The sequence below is a fragment of the Amycolatopsis sp. WAC 01375 genome (genome assembly GCF_003947325.1).
In the GTDB taxonomy this organism is placed as follows: domain Bacteria; phylum Actinomycetota; class Actinomycetes; order Mycobacteriales; family Pseudonocardiaceae; genus Amycolatopsis.
In genome coordinates, this window is sequence record NZ_QHHW01000017.1 from 163874 (window position 1) to 182556 (window position 18683).

Annotated in this window: 16 protein-coding genes and 1 tRNA gene; 15 read left to right on the forward strand and 2 right to left on the reverse strand. The window is 67.6% G+C overall.

All coding sequences use genetic code 11. The features are described from left to right. Positions 1-50 precede the first annotated feature (50 nt). The 6 genes from DL991_RS08155 (at position 51) to DL991_RS08180 (ending at position 7446) form a co-directional block, all read left to right on the forward strand. Entirely contained in the window at positions 51-1670 is a 1620-nt protein-coding gene (locus DL991_RS08155) for an ABC transporter substrate-binding protein (protein WP_125782560.1), read from the forward strand. A gap of 109 nt (positions 1671-1779) precedes the next feature. Then, positions 1780-2706 carry an ABC transporter permease gene (locus tag DL991_RS08160; RefSeq protein WP_125782562.1) on the forward strand — a complete coding sequence of 309 codons (927 nt, stop codon included), beginning with the start codon at positions 1780-1782 and terminating at the stop codon, positions 2704-2706. Next, positions 2699-3652, forward strand: coding sequence for an ABC transporter permease (locus DL991_RS08165; RefSeq protein WP_125782564.1), 954 nt, complete (start codon positions 2699-2701; stop codon positions 3650-3652). The genes DL991_RS08160 and DL991_RS08165 overlap by 8 nt, the downstream gene beginning before the upstream one ends. Before the next feature lie 6 nt (positions 3653-3658). Continuing rightward, positions 3659-4651 (forward strand): ABC transporter ATP-binding protein, encoded by a 993-nt coding sequence (locus tag DL991_RS08170; protein ID WP_125782566.1) that lies wholly within the window; start codon positions 3659-3661, stop codon positions 4649-4651. Continuing rightward, entirely contained in the window at positions 4644-5642 is a 999-nt protein-coding gene (locus tag DL991_RS08175; protein WP_125782568.1) for an ABC transporter ATP-binding protein, read from the forward strand. Before DL991_RS08170 ends, DL991_RS08175 begins: the two co-directional genes overlap by 8 nt. 145 nt (positions 5643-5787) lie before the next feature. Next, on the forward strand, positions 5788-7446 hold the full coding sequence (locus DL991_RS08180) for a S8 family serine peptidase (RefSeq protein ID WP_199753868.1): 1659 nt from the start codon (positions 5788-5790) through the stop codon (positions 7444-7446). Between the two features lie 123 nt (positions 7447-7569). On the opposite strand, the gene DL991_RS08185 is transcribed toward DL991_RS08180, so the two are convergent. Then, positions 7570-9075, reverse strand: coding sequence for a S10 family peptidase (locus tag DL991_RS08185; protein ID WP_125782572.1), 1506 nt, complete (start codon positions 9073-9075; stop codon positions 7570-7572). A 28-nt stretch (positions 9076-9103) separates the two neighbouring features. On the opposite strand from DL991_RS08185, the gene nfi reads away from it, so the two are divergent. The 5 genes from nfi (at position 9104) to DL991_RS08210 (ending at position 12553) form a co-directional block, all read left to right on the forward strand. Continuing rightward, positions 9104-9784, forward strand: a complete 681-nt coding sequence (nfi, locus tag DL991_RS08190; RefSeq protein WP_125782574.1) for a deoxyribonuclease V — start codon at positions 9104-9106, stop codon at positions 9782-9784. Continuing rightward, positions 9781-10473 carry a uracil-DNA glycosylase gene (locus DL991_RS08195; protein WP_125782576.1) on the forward strand — a complete coding sequence of 231 codons (693 nt, stop codon included), beginning with the start codon at positions 9781-9783 and terminating at the stop codon, positions 10471-10473. Before nfi ends, DL991_RS08195 begins: the two co-directional genes overlap by 4 nt. Before the next feature lie 84 nt (positions 10474-10557). Further along, the gene (locus DL991_RS08200; RefSeq protein WP_007028829.1) at positions 10558-11886 is read left to right on the forward strand and encodes an NAD(P)/FAD-dependent oxidoreductase; all 1329 of its coding nucleotides are present in this window, start codon (positions 10558-10560) and stop codon (positions 11884-11886) included. Positions 11887-11963: 77 nt separating this feature from the next. Next, positions 11964-12455 carry an SLATT domain-containing protein gene (locus DL991_RS08205; protein ID WP_125782578.1) on the forward strand — a complete coding sequence of 164 codons (492 nt, stop codon included), beginning with the start codon at positions 11964-11966 and terminating at the stop codon, positions 12453-12455. Positions 12456-12479: 24 nt separating this feature from the next. Then, a tRNA-Leu gene (locus DL991_RS08210) sits at positions 12480-12553 on the forward strand. Between the two features lie 26 nt (positions 12554-12579). On the opposite strand, the gene DL991_RS08215 is transcribed toward DL991_RS08210, so the two are convergent. Continuing rightward, complete coding sequence (locus DL991_RS08215; protein WP_158634393.1) at positions 12580-15282, reverse strand: BTAD domain-containing putative transcriptional regulator; 2703 nt, start codon at positions 15280-15282, stop codon at positions 12580-12582. 216 nt (positions 15283-15498) lie between these two features. Between DL991_RS08215 and DL991_RS42570 the strand changes: the two genes are divergently transcribed. From DL991_RS42570 to DL991_RS08230, 4 genes are all read left to right on the forward strand, one after another. After that, positions 15499-15927 (forward strand): hypothetical protein, encoded by a 429-nt coding sequence (locus DL991_RS42570; RefSeq protein ID WP_158634394.1) that lies wholly within the window; start codon positions 15499-15501, stop codon positions 15925-15927. Positions 15928-16027: 100 nt separating this feature from the next. After that, a complete protein-coding gene (locus tag DL991_RS08220) occupies positions 16028-17287 on the forward strand; it encodes a sulfite oxidase (protein ID WP_125782582.1) in 1260 nt (419 codons plus the stop codon). A gap of 1 nt (position 17288) precedes the next feature. Then, positions 17289-17804 carry a winged helix-turn-helix domain-containing protein gene (locus tag DL991_RS08225; RefSeq protein ID WP_125782584.1) on the forward strand — a complete coding sequence of 172 codons (516 nt, stop codon included), beginning with the start codon at positions 17289-17291 and terminating at the stop codon, positions 17802-17804. Positions 17805-17842: 38 nt separating this feature from the next. Further along, positions 17843-18679 (forward strand): alpha/beta fold hydrolase, encoded by an 837-nt coding sequence (locus DL991_RS08230; RefSeq protein WP_125782586.1) that lies wholly within the window; start codon positions 17843-17845, stop codon positions 18677-18679. The last annotated feature ends 4 nt before the right edge of the window (positions 18680-18683 follow it).

Sequence of the window (18683 nt, forward strand, 5' to 3'; positions counted from 1 at the left end):
GGGCGCGACCAGCGCCCGCCGACAATCCGACGACGAGAGTTGGAGGGGACATGCGGGCTTCACGCGGGTTCTGGGGAGCGACGGCGGTGGTGGCCACGGCGGCCCTGCTGCTGACGGCCTGTGGGGGTGGTGGGTCCAGTGAGAACAAGGGATCCGGCGCCGCTGATGCCAACGCGGCGGTTTCGGTCTACGGCACCGAGCCGGAGAACTCGCTGATTCCCGCCAACACCAACGAGCTTGGTGGGTCCAAGGCCCTCAAGCCGGTTTTCTCGGCGCTGGTCGGCTACAAATCCGACACCGCCGAGCCGTACAACCTGATGGCCGAATCGATCACCACGACCGATTCGAAGGTCTTCGACATCAAGATCAAAAAGGGCTGGAAGTTCCACGACGGGACCGAGGTCAAGGCCAAGAACTTCGTCGACGCCTGGAACTACAGCGCGAACGGCAAGAACGGCATGCAGAACGCGTCGTTCTTCGAGCAGATCCAGGGCTACGACGAGATCAGCGCCAAGGAGCCCGCCGTCAAGGAGATGTCCGGGCTCAAGGTCGTGAACGACTACGAGTTCCAGGCCACCCTCAAGGGCCCGTTCTCGGTGTTCGCCACCAAAATCGGCTACCTCGCCTTCGCGCCGCTGCCGGACAAGTTCTTCGCCGACCCGGAGGCGTTCGCCAAGGCCCCGATCGGCAACGGACCGCTGAAGTTCGTTTCGCGCACGCCCAACCAGAACATGAAGCTCACGCGGTTCGACGAGTACCAGGGCGAGGACAAGGTCAAGTTCAAGGACCTGGAAGTCCGCATCTACACCAGCCAGGAGACCGCGTACCAGGATCTGCTGAGCAACCGCCTCGACTTCATGGAGGCGCTCCCGCCCGCGGCGAAGGCCGGTGGAAAGTACAAGACCGACCTCGGTGAGCGTCTGGTCGAAGGGAAGCTGCTCGGCATCAGCGCGCTCGCGCTCCCGTACTACGTGCCCGGCTACAACAACCTGGACCTGCGCAAGGCGATCTCGTTGGCCATCGACCGCGAGCAGATCGTCAAAACCGTCATGAACGACACCTACGCGCCCGCCGACGGCTACGTGTCGCGCGGAATCGAGGGTTACCGGCCCGGTGTCTGCGGCGAGTTCTGCAAGTTCGATCCGGTGAAGGCCAAGGAGTTCTTCGCGAAGTCCGGCTACACCGGCAAGCTGACCATCGCGTCGAACGCCGACGGTGGCCGTAAGGAACCGCTGGTCGCGGCGTGCAACAGCATCAAGAACGCGCTCGGCGTCGAATGCGACTTCGTGCCGGCGACCGACTTCGGGCAGTGGCGCAGCATCGTCAACAACCGCCAGCTGACCGGCATGGGCCGCTCCGACTGGTCCGCCGACTACCCGTCGATCGAGAACTACCTGAACCCGCGCTACAAGAGCACCGGTTCGTCGAACGACTCCACCTACAACAACCCGGCCGTCGACGCGCTGCTGACCCAGGCGGACCAGACCGCCGACAAGGCGGCCGCGATCAAGCTGTACCAGCAGGCCGAGGATCTGATCGCGAAGGATCTGCCGCAGATCCCCGTGTGGGAAGAGAAGGGTGTCGGCGGCAAGTCGAACCGTCTCAAGACCGTGAAGCTCGACTTCGGTCGTCTCGCGGACTACTCGTCCATCGAGGTCGCGGCGAAGTAATCGCGTGGTCGTGCGGTCGTGAGTGGCGATTCGGGTTCTAACCCGAATCGCCACTCACGACCCGCCGGACCGACAGCTCCCACCACGCGATCCCCAGGACGGCACGCCCATGTCCCAGTACATCCTCCGACGCCTACTCCAACTCATCCCGGTCTTCTTCGGCACGACGTTCCTCATCTACGCCCTCGTGTGGGCGGTGCCCGGTGACCCGTTCGCCGGCAAATGCGGTCAGGTCAGCTGCCCGCCCGCCTACATCGAGATGATGACCGCGAAGTTCAACCTCGACGATTCGATCTTCGTCCAGTACTTCAAATACCTCGGCAACCTGTTCACCGGCGACTGGGGCGAGACCTTCAACGGCGTCTCGGTCGGCGAACTGATCGGGAACGCCTATCCGGTGACCGTCCGGCTCGCCCTCATCGCGGTGGCCATCGAAGCGATCATCGGCCTGTCCGCCGGTATCCTGACCGGCCTGCGAGGCAAGGGTTTCCTCGACAACCTCGTGCTGATGTCCACCACGTTCCTGATCTCGATCCCGGTGTTCGTCACCGCGATCGTGCTCCAGATCGTCCTCGGTTCGGAATGGGGCATCATCGACGCGAGCGTCTCCGAGGACGCCACGATCGGCGAACTGATCGTGCCGGGAATAGCGCTCGGCAGCCTTTCCATGGCCTACATCGCCCGATTGACCAGAGCGAGCATCGCCGAAAACCGGCACGCCGACTACGTCCGCACGGCCATCGCGAAAGGACAGCCGCGCAGCCGCGTCGTCGGCGTGCACCTGCTCCGGAACTCGGTGATCCCGGTGCTGACCTTCATCGGCACCGACATCGGCGCGCTCATGGGCGGGGCCATCGTCACCGAAGGCGTGTTCAACATCAACGGCATCGGCGGGCTCATCTTCCGCGGTATCCAGAACCGGGAGGGCGCCACCGTCACCGGCGTCGTCGTCCTGCTGGTGATGGTGTACCTGCTGGTGAGTCTCACCGTCGACCTGCTCTACGCCGTTCTCGACCCGAGGATCCGTTATGACTGACCCCAATGTGGCGGGTGGCGTGTCCTCTGTGGACGTCGCCGGCGCCGGAGTCGCCGACGATTCCGCGGTGGCGCACAAACCGCGCAGCCTCGGCGGTGACGCCTGGCGGATGCTGCGCAAACGGCCGTCGTTCGTCATCTCCGCCGTCATCATCGTGCTCGTCGTGCTCATCGCGATCGCGCCCGACCTGTTCAGTTCCCGGCCCGCCGGCTTCAGCGATCTGCTCCACGCCAACGAAGGACCGTCGGCGGACGCCTGGTTCGGTTACGACAACCAGGGTTACGACGTCTACGCGCGGACCATCCACGGCGCGCGGGCGTCGCTGCTGGTCGGCGTGTTCGCCACGGTGCTGACCATCCTGATCGGCTCGGTGGTCGGGATCGTCGCCGGGTACTACGGCCGCCTCGTCGACAGCCTGTTCTCACGGGTTGGCGACATCTTCGCGGCACTGCCGTTCGTGCTCGGCGCGATCGTCATCCTGACCACCTTCAACGCACCCGGCTCGAATCCCGGCGCGGTCACCATCATCGTGCAGGTGGTGGTCTCGATCGCGGCGCTGAGCTGGCCGGTGGCGATGCGCATCATGCGGTCGGCGACGCTGGTGGCCAAACAACTCGACTACGTCAAGGCCGCGCGCGGACTAGGCGCGAGCACGCCGCGCATCGTGTTCCGGCATCTGCTGCCCAACACGGTCGCGCCGGTGCTCGTCTACGGGACCATCGCGCTCGGCGCGTTCATCGGTGCGGAAGCGACGCTGGCGTACCTCGGTGTCGGCGTGCGGCCACCGGTCGTCTCGTGGGGCGTGATGATCAGCGACGCGCGGGACTACTTCCGGGTGAACCCGCACATGCTGTTGTTCCCCGCCGGATTCGTCACCATGACCGTGCTCGCGTTCGTCATGCTCGGTGACGGGATCCGCGACGCGCTCGACCCGAAGGCCCGGTGAGCGGCTGTGACCGACGAATTGCTGCTAGAGGTGGAAGACCTCCACGTCGAGTTCCGCACGTCCGACGGTGTCGCGACCGTGCTCAACGGCGTCGACTACTCCGTGCGCGCCGGGGAAACCCTTGCCGTGCTGGGAGAATCGGGTTCCGGCAAGAGCGTGACCGCGCAGACGGTGATGGGCATCCTCGACAGTCCGCCCGCCGTCGTCACCGGTGGCGCCGTCCGCTACCGCGGCGAGGATCTGCTCACGGCCACCGAAGAGCGGCGGCGTGAAGTCCGGGGCGGGGAGATCGCGATGATCTTCCAGGACGCGCTTTCGGCGCTGAACCCCGTCTTCACCGTGGGATTCCAGATCGAGGAACAGCTGCGGGTCCGGCTCGGGATGTCCAAAAAGGACGCACGCAAGCGGGCGATCGAACTGCTCGACACCGTGCGCATCCCCGCCGCCGCCCGCCGGATCCGCGAGTACCCGCACCAGTTCTCCGGCGGGATGCGGCAGCGCGCGATGATCGCCATGTCGCTCGCGCTCGACCCCGATCTGCTGATCGCGGACGAGCCGACGACCGCGCTCGACGTCACCGTGCAGGCCCAGATCATGGACCTGCTGGCGGAGATCCAGGCCGAACGGCGGATGGGGTTGATCCTCATCACGCACGACCTCGCCGTGGTCGCCGAGGTCGCCGACCGGATCGCCGTGATGTACGCGGGCCGGATCGTCGAACAGGCCGACGTCGCCGAATTGTTCCGCTCGCCGGGGCATCCCTACACCGAGGCGCTGATGGCCTCGCTGCCGCGGCTCGACCTCAAAGGACAGACGCTGGAGACCATCAAGGGACTGCCGCCGAGCCTGCTGAACGTCCCGCCCGGCTGCCCGTTCCATCCGCGCTGCCCGCGGGCGGAGAGCCGGTGCGAGACCGAACGGCCGGCTCTGCGCAACCTCGGCTTCGGCCGGGTCAGCGCCTGCCACTTCGCCGACGAGGTGGTGAGCGGCCGTGTCTGAACCCATTCTGCGGGTCGAGAACCTGGTGAAGTACTTCCCGGTGCGCGCCGGGATCCTGTTCAAACGCACTATCGGGCAGGTGAAGGCCGTCGACGGCGTCTCCTTCGACCTCATGCCAGGGGAAACGCTGGGCGTCGTCGGCGAATCCGGTTGCGGCAAGTCCACGCTGGCCCAGGTGCTGATGCGGCTGGAGGAACCCACGGGCGGCCTCGCGACCTTCGAAGGCCGCGACATCTTCGCGTTGCGGGGTGCCGAACTCCGGAAGTTGCGGCGTGAGATCCAGATCGTGCTGCAGGATCCGTACACGTCGCTGAATCCGAGAATGACGGTCGGTGACATCATCGGTGAACCCTTCGAGATCCACACCGAGGTGGCGCCGAAGGGGTCGCGGGCGGCGAAGGTGCGGGAGTTGCTCGACGTCGTCGGGCTGAACCCCGAGCACATCAACCGGTATCCGCACCAGTTCTCCGGCGGACAGCGTCAGCGCATCGGGATCGCGCGGGCACTGGCGTTGCGGCCGAAAGTGATCATCTGCGACGAGCCGGTTTCCGCGCTGGATGTTTCGATCCAGGCGCAGGTGATGAACCTGCTCGGTGAACTGCAGAAGGAATTCGGCCTTTCCTATGTGTTCATCGCACACGACCTGTCCGTTGTCCGTCACCTTTCCACGCGGGTCGCGGTGATGTATCTCGGCAAGATCGTGGAAATGGGGACCGAAGAGGAGATCTACGAGCATCCGTCGCATCCCTACACGCAGGCGTTGCTGTCCGCGGTGCCGGTCGCGGATCCGGCGTTGCGCGGGCAGCGACAGGTGATCCGCCTGGAAGGCGACGTGCCGAGCCCGCTCGATCCGCCGTCGGGCTGCCGATTCCGCACGCGGTGCTGGAAGGCGCAGGACATTTGCGCGGATCAGGTACCCGAATTGATCACGCGGTCCGGCGGGCATTTGTCGGCCTGTCATTTCGCGGAGGAGAAAACGGTCGTCCCCTGACTTTCGTAGGGACTTCGTTGATAAGAAGAGATCACTGACGTAGCTTGCACGAATAGTTTTCTTCAGGAGGCAGGAAGTGAAAAAGCCCAGATCTCTCGTCATCGCGCTGGCGGTACCGCTGTTCGGTGCAATCGTCGCCGCGCCGATGGCGTCCGCGCAACCACAGCTTTCCGGCGCCGCCACCGAATTCTCCGTTCTGGCCCGCGAAGGTCAAAGTGTGGCTTCGGTCGAGAAGGCGATCCGCGCCGCCGGGGGCACCGTCGTGGCGAGCAACGCCGCGGTCGGCCTGATCACCGCGACCGCGCCCGCCAACGGTTTCGCCGAACGCGTCTCCGCGGACCGCTCGGTCTTCGGCGCGGCGAAAGCGAAGCCGATCGGCACCGCGCCGAAGAACGGCAAGGCGAAGGTCAAGCCGAGCGTCGTCGAGAAGGAGGGCCGCGGCGCCGCGGCCCCGTCCGCCAAGAAGCCGGCGCAAGCGCAGGCCGTCGGCATGGACCCGCTCGACGATCAGCTTTGGGGGCTCAAGTCCGTCCGGTCGGATCTTTCGCGGACCAAGCAGCCTGGTGACAAGCGCGTCAAGGTCGGCGTCATCGACACCGGCGTCGACGGGAGCCATCCGGACATCGCGCCGAACTTCGACCGCGCGGCGTCGCGGAACTTCACCAAGGACATCGTCGCCGACGTCAACGGCGCCGTGGTCGACGGACCGTGTGAATACCGCAGCTGTGTCGACCCGGCGGACCACGACGACAACGGGCACGGCACGCACGTCGCCGGCACCATCGGCGCCGCCGCGAACGGCTTCGGTGTCTCGGGTGTCGCGCCGAATGTGACGCTGGTGAACATCCGCGCCGGGCAGGACTCGGGCTTCTTCTTCCTGCAGTCGACCGTGGACGCGATCACCTACGCGGGCGACGCCGGTGTGGACGTCGTCAACATGAGCTTCTTCACGGACCCGTGGCTGTACAACTGCGCCGCGAACCCCGCGGACACGCCCGCGCAGCAGGCCGAGCAGCGCACCATCATCGAGGCGACGACCCGCGCGCTGAACTACGCGCACCGCAAGGGCGTCACCCAGGTCGTCTCGCTGGGCAACCAGCACAGCGACCTCGCCGCCCCGCAGCCGGACGCTTCCAGCCCCGGCTACCCGTCGAACAGCACGCACCCGAGGCAGATCGACAACGCGAGTTGCCTCTCGCTGCCCATCGAAGGCCCGCACACCATCGGCGTCTCGTCCTTCGGTCCTTCGCAGGCGAAGGCGGACTACTCGAACTACGGCGTCGAGCAGATCTCGGTCTCCGCGCCCGGCGGGTACTTCCGTGACGGCTTCGGCACTCCGTGGTTCCGCACGATCGAGAACCAGATCCTCTCGACGTACCCGCGCAACGTCGGCGTCGCGGAAGGCAACATCGACGCGGCCGGGAACATCACGCCCGCCGGTGTCACCGCCGGCATCAAGAAGGCGACCGCCGCAGACGGCAGCGTCGGCTACTACCAGTGGCTGCAGGGCACGTCGATGGCGTCCCCGCACGCCGCGGGTGTCGCGGCGCTGATCGTTTCGCAGTACGGCAAGGGTTCGCGCGACTTCGGCATGAACCCGGACTCCGTGCAGCGGGTGCTCGAGGGCACGGCTTCGGACGTCGCCTGCCCGGTGCCGCGCACCGTCGACTACCTGGACGAAGGCCGGGACGCGTCGTTCACCGCGACCTGCACCGGTGACGCTTCGTTCAACGGCTTCTACGGTCACGGTGCCGTGGACGCCTGGTCGGCTGTTACGCGGGGTTCGCAGTACCTGCGGGGCTGATCCCTCGGTTCTTTAGTGCAATGAAGGGGCCTTTCATAGCAAAATTTGCTATGAAAGGCCCCTTCATTGCAGCGCTGGGGGTGGCCTCCTGCGCACCTGCAGGCAGAAGGGAGGCCGAGAGGGTTACTTACCCGAGGCGGTCTTGATGAACTTCGCCAGGTCCTTCGCCTGTCGCACCCGCGACTCCTCGTGCACGTACATCATGTGCCCGGCCGGGTAGTAGGCCGTGTCGATGTTCTCCCGCAGTTCCTCCGGGATCTGGAGGCGCGCCAGCACGTGCTCCGAAGCGAAGTACGGCGTAGCGCCATCGTAGTGACCGAAGGCGACATGCACCCGAAGGTGCGGGTTCGCCCGCATGGCCGAGGCCAGCGAGTCCACAGAGGACACCGAGCGACCCTCGAAGTCGGAGTACGACCAGGCTTTGAAGACGTCCGTCGACAGGACCTCGTACGGCAGGTCGTTCTCGTAGCCGAGTTCGGCGCGAACGTAGTGGTTGAGCCCGCCCGTGTAGGCGCCGATGATCCGCGAGATCGACGGGTCGTCGCTCATGTGCTCGCGGCCGCCGTCAGGCTCCCAGGTGGTGAACCGGCCGTCCATCCTGCCGACGACGAGGCCCTTGTCCCGCAACAGCTCGGTGAAGTACCGGACGTGCTCGATCCGCAGGTTGACCCGGTCCACATAGGACTCGCTGAGTCCGGTCAGGGAAGCGAGCGTCGCCACGGCCTCCGCGCGGTCCTGTGTGGACAGCCGGGCGCCGCGTGCGAGGGCCCAGGGGAGTTCCTTGGCCGCGAAGTCCTCGGCGTCGGCGAGGACGTCGTCGAGCGGCCGGTCGCCGTGAAGGCCGTGGTAGTGCGCGATCGCCGCATACGTCGGCACGTAGAGCGAGTACGGCAGGTCGTTGCCCTCGGTGAACCGCAGGGTGCCCAGATCCAGCACGGACGAGATCAACAGGAGCCCGTTGAGGTACATGCCGTGGCGTTCCTGCAGATGAGCCGCCAGCCCGGCCGCGCGCAGCGTGCCGTAGGACTCGCCCGCCAGGAACTTCGGCGACAGCCAGCGCTGCTTACGCGAGACCCACAGCCGGATGACCTCGCCGATGGACTCGATGTCGGCGGTGTAGCCGTGGTATTCCTTGGCGGCCTCGCCGTCCACGGCGCGCGAGTAGCCGGTCGACACCGGGTCGATGAACACCAGGTCGCTGTGCGCCAGCAGGGTTTCCTGGTTGTCGGTCAATCCGTAGGGCGGTGTGGCCGGGTCGTCGACGTCGCCAGAGAGTACGCGGCGCGGGCCGAGCAGGCCCATGTGCAGCCAGACGCTCGCCGAGCCTGGCCCGCCGTTGAACGCGAACGTGACAGGGCGCGAGCCGGGCTCCGCGTCGTCGAGCGTGTAGGAGGTCACGAACACTTCGGCCTTGGCCTTGTAGCCCTCGGACTTGCCGTCGGTGATGACCTCCTTCCTCAGCACGATCCGCCCGGTCTGGGCCGTGTAGGCGAGCTTCTTGCGCTTGAGCGTCAGCGTGTGCTTCGTGGTGACCAGGTCGTCGGTCGGCTCGACCTTGGTTTCCGCCGACGGGGCGTCCTTCTCGTCGGCGGCCTTCGCGGTGTTCGAATCGGGATTGGTGTCCGGCATACCCCCAACTTACTGGCAGTCTGTAGGAGTGGACATCGTCACGGCGCATGATCGCCCGAGCACTCCTCGGCAGGCGATCGAGATCCAGGAAACCCTGCGTGGCCTGGTCGATCCCGAGGACCGCTGTCCACAAGAGATCGTCACGGTCACCGGACTCGACGTCGCCTACGACGAGGGCAGCGACCTCATCGCCGCCGCCGCGGTCACCCTCGAAACATCCGGGTTCCGCGTCGTGGAAAAGCGCACCGTCGTTTCCCGGGTTTCGTTCCCGTACGAACCCGGGCTTTTCGCCTTCCGCGAGCTGCCCCCGCTGCTCGACGCCCTCCGCGCGCTCGACCACGTCCCGGATCTCCTGGTCTGCGACGGGCACGGCCTGGCGCATCCGCGCCGGTTCGGGCTCGCGTGCCATGTCGGTGTCGTGACCGGCCTGCCGTCCATCGGGGTCGGCAAGACCCGGTTCGTCGGCGAACACGGCGAACCCGGCGCGGAACGCGGCTCGCGGGCACCCTTGCTGGACGACGGCGAGGTCGTCGGCGCGGTCCTGCGCACCCAGGACGGCGTGAAACCCGTTTATGTCTCCGTCGGCCACAAGATCTCGCTGGACAACGCGTGCCGCCAGGTGCTGCGGCTGTGCCCCTCGTTCCGCCAGCCGGAGACGACCCGGCACGCCGACCGTCTCGCCCGCGACGCGTTGAAGGAGGCGTTATGAGGTTCCATGACCTCGCCGAACTCGACGCCGAGGTCATCGGCTGCCGCGCCTGCCCGCGGCTGGTCGCGTGGCGCGAGGAGATCGCCGTGGTCAAACGCGCGGCCTTCGCCGACGAGACCTATTGGGCCAGGCCGGTGCCCGGCTTCGGCCCGCCGGACGCGTCGCTGGCGATCGTCGGCCTCGCTCCTTCGGCGCACGGCGCCAACCGGACCGGCCGCCTGTTCACGGGCGACCCGTCCGGTGACGTTCTCTTCAAGGCACTTCACCGGGTCGGGGTCGCTTCGCAGCCGACGTCGACCCATATCGGTGACGGTCTCGAGCTGCGGGGGACCCGGATGGTCTCCCCGGTGAGATGCGCGCCACCCGCCAACAAGCCCACACCTGAGGAACGGGAAACCTGCCGATCGTGGCTCGCGGCCGAGCTGGAGTTGCTGCGGCCGACACTGAAAGCCGTCGTGGTGCTCGGCGCCTTCGGCTGGCAGGCGCTGCTGCCGGTGCTCGCGGAGGTGGGCTGGCCGGTGCCCGCGCCACGCCCGAAGTTCGGCCACGGCGTCGAAGTGGACCTCGGCGACCTGCGCCTTTTCGGCTGTTATCACGTGTCGCAGCGCAATGTCCAGACCGGCCGCCTGACCCTTGACATGGTGTGCGACGTCCTGGCCTCCGCGACCTCGGTGGCCGGCCTGAACTGAATCGGTGCGGAAGCCGTGGCGACGCTGGTCACAGCCGGATGGGGTCTACGAGCGATCTCAGCAGATGGGTGCGACTATAGGAATATGGCTGGTGTTAAGTCGGAACCGACACGGATCCTCGTCCTTGGTGGTGGATACGTCGGGCTCTACACGGCGTACGGGCTCCAGAAGATGCTCCGGGCCAACGAAGCGTCCGTGACGGTCGTTGACCCGCAGCCGCACATGACCTATGCCCCCTTCCTGCCCGAGGCGGCGGCCGGTGCGATCGAACCGCGGCACGTGGTCGTGCCGCTGAGGCGCGTGCTCAAGCGCTGTCACGTGCTCACCGCGCGCGTGACGAAGATCGAGCACGAGCGCAAAGCCGTGACGGTCGAGGCCGCCGACGGGCACGTCGAGCAGCTGAACTACGACGTCCTCGTGGTCGCGCTCGGCGCCGTGGCGCGCATCCTGCCGATCCCGGGCCTGGTCGAGGAAGGTATCGCCTTCAAGACCATCGGTGAGGCGATCTACCTGCGCAACCACGTCATGACGAAGCTGGACGAGGCCGCCAGCACGCTCGATCCCGAGCAGCGCAAACGCCTGTTGACGTTCACCGTCGTCGGCGGCGGGTTCGCCGGTATCGAGGCGCTCGCCGAACTCGAGGACATGACCCGCTTCGCGGTGGAGAACTACTACCCGAACCTCAAGGTCGAGGACATCCGCTGGGTGCTCGTCGAGGCGGCCGGGCGGATCCTCCCCGAGGTGCGCGAGACGCTCGGTGTGTACACCGTCGAGCAGCTCGAAAAGCGCGGCATCGAAGTCTATTTGTCGACAGCGGCGAAGTCGTTCGAAAACGGCCACGTCGTGCTCTCGGACGGCACCGAGTTCGACACCGACACGATCATCTGGACCGCCGGCGTGAAGGCGAACCCGGTGCTCGCCAGCTCGGACCTGCCGCTGGACAAGCGCGGCCGCGTCGAGGCCACCGCCGCGATGCAGGTCGTCGGGCACCCCGACGTCTGGACCGCCGGTGACAACGCCGCCGTGCCGGACCTGTCGCGCACCGAGCAGGACCCGACCGCGACCTGCCCGCCGAACGCGCAGCACGCCGTTCGCCAGGCGCGTCTGCTGGCGAAGAACATCATCAAGGTGATCCGCGGCGGCAAGCCGAAGGACTACTACCACAAGAACCTGGGTGCGGTGGCCAGCCTCGGCCTGCACAAGGGTGTCGCCGACGCGCTGAACCTGAAGATCAAGGGCTTCCCGGCCTGGCTCTTCCACCGCGCGTACCACCTCAAGGCGATGCCGACGTGGAACCGCAAGATCCGCATCCTGTTCGACTGGATGCTCGGTGGCCTGTTCCGGCGCGAGGTCATCTCGCTCGGCCAGATCAACAACCCGCGCGAGGAGTTCGACCGGCTGTCGAAGTCCTGAGTCCGGAGGTCCGTGAAGGCCTCCTTCCCTACGCTCAAGGTAGGGAAGGAGGCCTTCACGGCGTTTAAGGTGTGCCGGTGCAGGCATTCCGGAAGTCCGTACCCGCCGTTCCGCTCGCCACCGGTCTGGCCCCGGCCGACTTGGCGAAGCACGTTCTGGAGAGGATCGAGCGTGACAACGCGCACGCCCGCTCCAGGAAGAGGCGCTTTCGCTGGCGTGCCGTGTCGATCAGGCTTCTGCTGCTCGCTTTGGCCTCGGCGTCCACGATCATTCTCGGCTTGCAGAACCTCAACGGCTGGACCGGTGTGGCGTTCGCTCTCGTGGCCGTGACGACCGTGGTCGGCGCACTCGAACCCTTCTTCGCCTGGCGTTCCCTGTGGGTCCTCATGGAAGAGGTCCAGTTCCGGCTCTATCGGCTGCGCGACGAGCTCAGCTTCTACCTCGCTTCGACCCCGCCGGAGCAGGTCGATCCCCAGGTGATCAACGCGAAGTTCGAGGAATACCAGGCAGTTTGGAACGAACTCGGTCTCCGCTGGCTCGAATATCGGCGTACTGAAGCCGCGAACTGAGGGACATCGCCTAGGCTGTCCCGTGCCCCGGTAGCCCAACTGGCAGAGGCAGTCGACTTAAAATCGACCCAGTGCGGGTTCGATCCCCGTCCGGGGCACAGCCAGTCGTACCCCACCAAGATCGTCAGATCGTCGCCGTCATGGCTAGTTCGATCATTTCCGTCCAGTTCAGGCGGACGCCCTCGGCGTTCGCGGTGCGGCGCTGCGCTGGGGTGAGTGTTTCGGCCAGCTCGGTCTCGTGCGGGCCCGCGCCGGCATAGGAGACACTCGCCCGGTCCAATCCCAGCTGGTCCGCGCGGTGGACGATCGCGGTTTCCAAGATGGCCGCGTCGACGGGCCTGCCGACGCGCAGCAGCAGCTCCACGGCGACGTTCATCGTGAAGAGGACATGACAGACGTCGCCTTCGGCTTGGAACCGGACGATGGCCCGTCGCACGGCGCCCGCGGCGTCGCCGAGCTGCTCAGCGGTTTTCGCGCGCCCCAGCAGGGACTTGCCGAGCGCGAACTCCGCCCATCCCGCGAGCCAGCCGTTGTCGGCCGAGCGGGCGACCTCGGCCAGCGTCTCCTCACCGGCGCGGACTTGTCCCCGCTCGACGAGAACGGCACCGAGGACCATGCGGGCTCCCCGGATCAGCCAGTCCGACCGCGTCAGTCCGCCGATGACGATCGCCTTCTCCGCGGCGGCTCGTGCTTGGCCGAGTTCGCCGGTGTGCAACCACGCCACCGAGTGATAGAAGAGCGCCGAGCCGTGCAGAATCTGGTGCTCTTCGTCGACTTGCCCGCCGGTGAGAGCGAAGGTCTCGTCGCCGAGGCGGCGCCCTTCGGCGATGTCGCCGGCGAAGTAGGCGAGGTTGGCGGCCGCGGAGAGTGCGTGTGCCCGGTCCGCTGTCGCCGCGTCGGTCGTGGCGCGCAGCGCGGCGCCGACCAGTTCCCGTCCCTCGGTGAGGTGACCGCTGCGGGTCCAGAACCAGTCGAGCAAACCGACCGTGCGCAGGGCCGCTGCGGGGCGGTGGGCAAGGTCGTGGCTGATGCCGGCGCGCAGATTCGGCCACTCACGGTTCAGCGCGGCCACCGCCAGGCCCGACTGGTCGCCGATGAGCATCACGGCGCAGTCGGCCGCCAACCCCCGTACCCATACGGCGTGCCCGTCCCGGGTGGCGCCCGGCGTCGGATCCGCTGACTCGCAGTAGGCGCGGATCGTTTCCAGCATCCGATAGCGCGATGGCGTAGTCGTCGTGTCGGCCAGCACCACCGAGCGGGAGATCAGCGAGGACAGCGACGCGAACTCCGACGCGTTGCCCGCGGCCGCGGCCATGGGGAAGCCGCCTTCGAACGGCCACAGACGCAGCAGGAGCGTCCGGTCGGCGGCGGAAAGCGGTTCGATGCTCCAGGCGATGGCTTCGCGGAGTGTCGCGTGCGGGGTCAGCGATCCGCGTGGCACCGGCCCGAGTACGGCGAAACGATCTGACAGCGCTTCGGCGATTTCCTCGAGTCCGAGGACTTTCGCGCGCGCCGCGGCGAGTTCGATCGCGAGCGGAAGACCGTCCAGCGCCTCGCACACCCGTGTCGCGTGGGTGAGCTCGTCGGGTGAGGGCGTCCAGCCGGGGCGAGCCGCGCGCACCCGATCGACGAGCAGCGTCACGGCCGTTTCGGTGTGCAGCGGGCTCAACGGCAGCATCGCCTCGCCGTCGATGTCCAGTGGTTCCCGGCTGGTGGTGAGGACGCGCAGCCCGGGACAACCGGCGAGCAGTTCCGCGACGAGCCCGGCGACGGCCGGGACGAGATGCTCGCAGTTGTCGAGGACCAGCAGGCCGGAGCGGACCGCCAGCGCGCGGACCAGTGCGCGCCGCGGATCTCCCGCGATCTTGACCAGTCCGACGGCGTCGGCGACGGCCTGCGGCAACACCGCCGCCTGAGCGACATCGGCGAGCCGGACCAGCCACGCCTCCCGGCCGGCCAGATGCTCCACGGCCAGCCGGGTTTTGCCGACTCCCGCGGGACCGACCACGGTCACCAGCCTCTGCTCGTCCAGCAGCCGCGCCAGTGTCCGCAGCTCCGATTCCCGGCCTACGAGCGAAGTCAGCGGGCGTCGATGCGCGATGGCCGTGCGCTCCCGGACGTCCGTGCCGGGAAGTGCCGGGTCCTCGGTGAGGATCCGCTGGCGCAGATCTCTCAGCGCGGGACCGGGGTCGATGCCGAGTTCGCCCGCGAGACGCTCCTTGGCCTGGTCGTAGGCGGCGAGCGCGTCGGCCTGGCGCCCGGTGCCGTGAAGCGCGAGCATGAGCAACATCCACAACGGTTCCCGGAGCGGATGTGCCACCACCAGGCCGCGCAGTTCCCCGACCACGGTGTCGTCCCCGGTGCCCAGCCGTGCGCGGAGGTGCTCCTCGGTGAGGGTGAGCCGGATTTCGTTCAGACGAGCCGCTTCGGCCGCCGCGGCGCCGTGCAACTCGACGTCGTCGAAAGGGTGACCGCGCCACAGGCGCAGCGCTGTCCCGAACCGCAGTGCCGCGGCCGCGTGCTCACCTGCCCGCTGAGCGGCTCGGCCTCGTGCCACGAGGTCTTCGAAAACAGCCAGGTCCATCTCCTCCGGCCGCACCGAGATCCGGTAACCGCCGTTGCCTGCCGTCAACCGCCGCTCGCCCTCCGGCGCGAGCACCCGCCGCAGCCCGGCGATGTGGGTGCGCAGGTTGACCGCGGCGGACCGGGGTGCCGGCTCACCCCACACCATGTCGATCAATTCGCTACTCGGCACGACCCGGTTGGAATGCAGCAGCAACGCCGTGAGCACCGCGCGCCGCCGCCCCGGCCCCACTGATCGAGGCACCCCTTCGGCGACCACTTCCCATGGACCCAATATTCGGAATTCCATAACCCGCCCCCCCCCGGATCGCTGAGGCGATTCCAGCAATTCCGGCGTCCCGGTGTCAATGATCTCGCCCTTTCGGGCAGCTGCTCCTGTACTCGGGTGAGTACGGAGCTTGTACGCCGAAGAACGCACAGTGGGGGTCCGGTAAACAATTCTGAGTTCAGGGGAGAAACGATGAGTAAAGCGTTGAGGTGGGCCGCGGTGTTCGCGCTGGTGACCGCGGCGGGTTTCGGTACCGCCGCCGCGCAGGCGTCGCCGACGGAGGAAAGGGCGTCCGGTGTTTCGTCGCAGCAGGTCCAGCGGGCGGAGAAGGTCGAAGGCGACCGAACCACCCTCGCTCCCGGGACCGCCCACGGTGGACGAGCCCAGTACTGCGGCATCAAGGGGCTGAGAAATCTCTGGCTGCCGATCGGCGGTCTCCGTCCCGGTCACGGGGCCGTGCTTTCGGTCGCCGAATCGGGTAGCGGTGGCGTCGAATTCATCGGGAACGCGGTGATCAACATGCAGAACACCGCGGTGCAGGCCGACGGTGTGCTGTTCCAGGTCGACGTGCAATGGGACAGCGGACTGTGCATTTGGGTGAAGTACGTCGCGGTCATGTGATGTCCTGACGGGAACCCGGAAGGCGGCCAGCTTCCGGGTTCCCGTTCCGCTCTGTGGACGTCCTGGTCCGCGCGGTCCACCGCTGCCGACAATGACCCGCATGACCGGAACCGGCCTGACCGATGAAGCCACCTACGACCGCGTTCGGCTCGCCCAGTGGCGTGCGGGGGAGGCGCGGGGTGACGGGATATCGCGGCGTGGGCTGCTTCGGCTGGCGGCCGGTGGGTCACTCGCGCTGACGGTGTTCGGCACGGTGTCGGGAACGTCGTCGGCGGCCTCGCCGATCGTGAAGCCCTTGCCGCCGGAGATCTTCGAGGTCTACGGCACCAACGCGGAGACGCGCTGGGAGGCGTTGAGCGGGCAGGGCTATCTGACGCCGGTCGAGCGGTTCTTCGTGCGAAACCACACCGCCACCCCATCGATCGACGCGGGCACCTGGCGGCTGAAGCTGTTCGGAACCGGGTTGCGCGGCGCGCCGTCGGCGGACAGGCCCGTCGAATTCACCTACCGTGACCTGCTCCGGTTGCCGTCGGAGACGATCACTTCCGCGATCGAATGCGCGGGCAACGGGCGGAGTTTCTTCACCGGTCAGCAAGGGCAGGCGGTGTCCGGCACGGCGTGGAAGCTCGGCGCGATCGGGGTCGCGCGCTGGCGCGGTGTCCGGCTCTCCACCGTGCTGGCCAAGGCCGGGTTGACGCGGCACGCGGTGGACGTCCTGCCGGAAGGGCTGGACGCCGGCTACGTCACCGGCGGGGTCGACCTGGGGAAGGTGCGCCGCCCGCTGCCGGTCGCGAAAGCGTTGCAGGACGTTCTGCTCGCCTACGAGATGAACGGGCGCCCGCTCCCGCCGGACCACGGCCATCCGGTGCGGCTCGTCGTGCCGTCCTGGGTCGGGATCTCGTCCATCAAATGGCTGGGGCGTATCGAAGTCTCGGAAACGCCACTCGTGTCGCCGTGGAGCACGCAGTACTACCGGCTGCTCGGACCGGACTATCCGGCCGACGGCACGGTCGTCACCCGGCAGGTGGTCAAGAGCGCGTTCGAACTGCCGTGGAACGCCGAGTTCACGGCCGGCGGCAGGGCGGTGCTGCGTGGCCGGTCATGGTCGGGCAACGGCCGGATCCGCCGGGTGGAAGTCGACACCGGCGACGGCTGGCGGCAGGCGAAGTTCGTGGGCGCGGCGGCGGATCGGGGCTGGCAACGCTGGGAATTCCCTTGGCGCCCCACGGTTTCCGGTGCCCATACCCTCCGGGCGCGGGCCACGGACATCACCGGTGTCACCCAGCCGGAAGTGACCCCGCTCAACACCCAGGGCTACCTGTTCGACGCCGTCGTCCGGCATCCGGTCCGGGTGGTGTGAGATGACACAGCCGCTCGCGCTGAGCCAGGAACCGGCCGTCGAACTGACGCTGGCGTTACGGGTGAGCACCGACTCGGAGCACGCCGCCGCGATCGCCGCGCGCCTGCTTGAGTCCTTTGAGGACACTGTCGGCGTGACCCTGACGGCTCGCACCGTCCCAGCGGATTCCGGCCAGGTCATCGAACTCGCCGGACGACGGCGACGATCCGGCGAACCCGCGCCGCCGCTGCGCATCGAACCCGATTCGCGACGAGTGCTGCTGCGTGGCGAGGTACTGGAGTTCACCAGACTGGAATTCGACCTCCTGCTGTTCCTGAGCCGGAATCCGGACCGCGTCTTCGACCGCCTCACGCTGATGGCGCAGGTGTGGGGGCTGTCCGGCGGCAACGGGCGGACCGTGGACGTCCACGTCCGCAAGATCCGCGGGAAACTCGAACCCGTGCTGACGCCGATCACGACGGTGCGCGGGGTCGGCTACCGGTTCGACGGGGCGGGCCAGGTGCTCATCGCTGACTGATCATCACCGGACAAAGCCTGGATGCCAGGATACGAGCCGTGACTCCGACCTACGTTTTCGTGCACGGTTCCAGCAGCGCCTCGTTCACCTGGGGTCCGCTGCAACGCGAACTCGCCCTGCTCGGCCACCGCACGCTGGCCGTCGACCTTCCCGGACACGGGTTCGCCGCCGGTTTCCACGCCGCTTACCAAGCGCCGCAAGACCTCGAAGTGCTGGCCACGGCACCGTCGAACCAGGCGGGTGTCACGCTGGCCGAGGCCGTCGAGCAGGTGGTGGACGTCGTGCGCGAGGTCGCCGAGTACGGGCCGGTCGTCCTGGTCGGGCACAGCCGGGGTGGCGTCACGCTCACCGGGGTCGGCAACGCCGTCCCGGAACTGATCGACCGGATCGTCTACATCTCCGCGTGGTGCTGCGTCGACGCGACGGTGGGCGAGTACATGCAGGGACCCGAGTACGCGAGCAGCGCGCTCAACGACGTCGGCGGTGTCGTCGTCGCCGATCCCGCCGTGCTCGGGGCGCTCCGGATGAACTGGCGCACCGCCGATCCCACGCTGCTGGCCGCCTTGAAGACGGCGATGCTCGAAGACGGCACCGAGCAGGAATTCTTGGCCTACCTCAACACTCTTGAGCCGGACGAGAGCCTCGACGCCGGTACCGAACGCGCCGACGCGGCCACCTGGGGCCGGATCCCGCGCACCTATCTCAGGCTCACCGAGGACCGGTCGATGCCGCTCGCGCTGCAGGACCGCTTCATCAAGGAGGCGGACGCGCTCACCCCGGACAACCCGACCGACGTGCGCTCGCTCGTGAGCGGCCACGTCCGTTTCCTCATCCACCCGAAGGAGGCGGCCGCCGTCCTCGCCGGGCTCGCGTAGTCCC

What these genes read in the sequence shown, in the direction of transcription:
- DL991_RS08195 (WP_125782576.1), top strand. Translation starts at nt 9,781, where the DNA reads ATGAGGTTCCATGACCTCGCCGAACTCGACGCCGAGGTCATCGGCTGC.
- DL991_RS08225 (WP_125782584.1), top strand. Translation starts at nt 17,289, where the DNA reads ATGACACAGCCGCTCGCGCTGAGCCAGGAACCGGCCGTCGAACTGACG.
- DL991_RS08200 (WP_007028829.1), top strand. Translation starts at nt 10,558, where the DNA reads ATGGCTGGTGTTAAGTCGGAACCGACACGGATCCTCGTCCTTGGTGGT.
- DL991_RS08220 (WP_125782582.1), top strand. Translation starts at nt 16,028, where the DNA reads ATGACCGGAACCGGCCTGACCGATGAAGCCACCTACGACCGCGTTCGG.
- DL991_RS08160 (WP_125782562.1), top strand. Translation starts at nt 1,780, where the DNA reads ATGTCCCAGTACATCCTCCGACGCCTACTCCAACTCATCCCGGTCTTC.
- DL991_RS08185 (WP_125782572.1), bottom strand. Translation starts at nt 9,075, where the DNA reads ATGCCGGACACCAATCCCGATTCGAACACCGCGAAGGCCGCCGACGAG.
- DL991_RS42570 (WP_158634394.1), top strand. Translation starts at nt 15,499, where the DNA reads ATGAGTAAAGCGTTGAGGTGGGCCGCGGTGTTCGCGCTGGTGACCGCG.
- DL991_RS08165 (WP_125782564.1), top strand. Translation starts at nt 2,699, where the DNA reads ATGACTGACCCCAATGTGGCGGGTGGCGTGTCCTCTGTGGACGTCGCC.
- DL991_RS08155 (WP_125782560.1), top strand. Translation starts at nt 51, where the DNA reads ATGCGGGCTTCACGCGGGTTCTGGGGAGCGACGGCGGTGGTGGCCACG.
- DL991_RS08180 (WP_199753868.1), top strand. Translation starts at nt 5,788, where the DNA reads ATGGCGTCCGCGCAACCACAGCTTTCCGGCGCCGCCACCGAATTCTCC.